This is a genomic window from Bacillus sp. OTU530 (assembly GCF_038440375.1).
The window spans coordinates 1-484 of the sequence record NZ_JASATP010000149.1 but is presented as its reverse complement, the minus strand read 5'-3'; the positions used below and the strand labels follow the sequence as shown (position 1 = coordinate 484).

General features: G+C 39.9%; 1 protein-coding gene. It reads left to right on the top strand.

Features of this window, described 5'->3' with window-relative positions; all coding sequences use genetic code 11:
- Positions 1-237: 237 nt before the first annotated feature.
- Positions 238-484, top strand: a 247-nt coding sequence (locus tag AAHB12_RS31330; protein ID WP_342048951.1) for a LysR family transcriptional regulator, incomplete at its 3' end; no start/stop codon positions are given.

Below are 484 nucleotides of genomic sequence, written 5' to 3'. Positions count from 1 at the left end.
CGTTACTCGTGTTTTCATAGTTTCTTCTACTCCTTTCCAGATACTCCTCTGTAATAGTTCGTTAAAAAAGATGAGGCGACCTGTAATAACCCTTCATTATCGACAGTGGTTTCCTAAGTTTTCTCTATATCTTCATTCCATTCTAACAACACTTTACAACGAGAATAAATTAGTGTCTAATATATAAATGTCATGTTTCTAAGTCGAAAAACGACTTAATTAGGGAGGGATAATCGCGTGGAACTGCGTCAGATTGAATATTTCACTGTAGTGGCCGAAGAGTTGCATTTTGGTCGGGCGGCAATACGCTTACAGATGACACAACCACCTTTAAGTCAACAGATTTTACAACTTGAAAGGGAACTTGGAGTGAAGTTGTTTGAAAGAACTAAACGACACGTAGAGCTGACAAACGCGGGAAAGGTTTTCTTGCAAGAAGTTCGCGATGTCCTTACCCGATTAGAGCGTGCTAAGGATGCAGCTT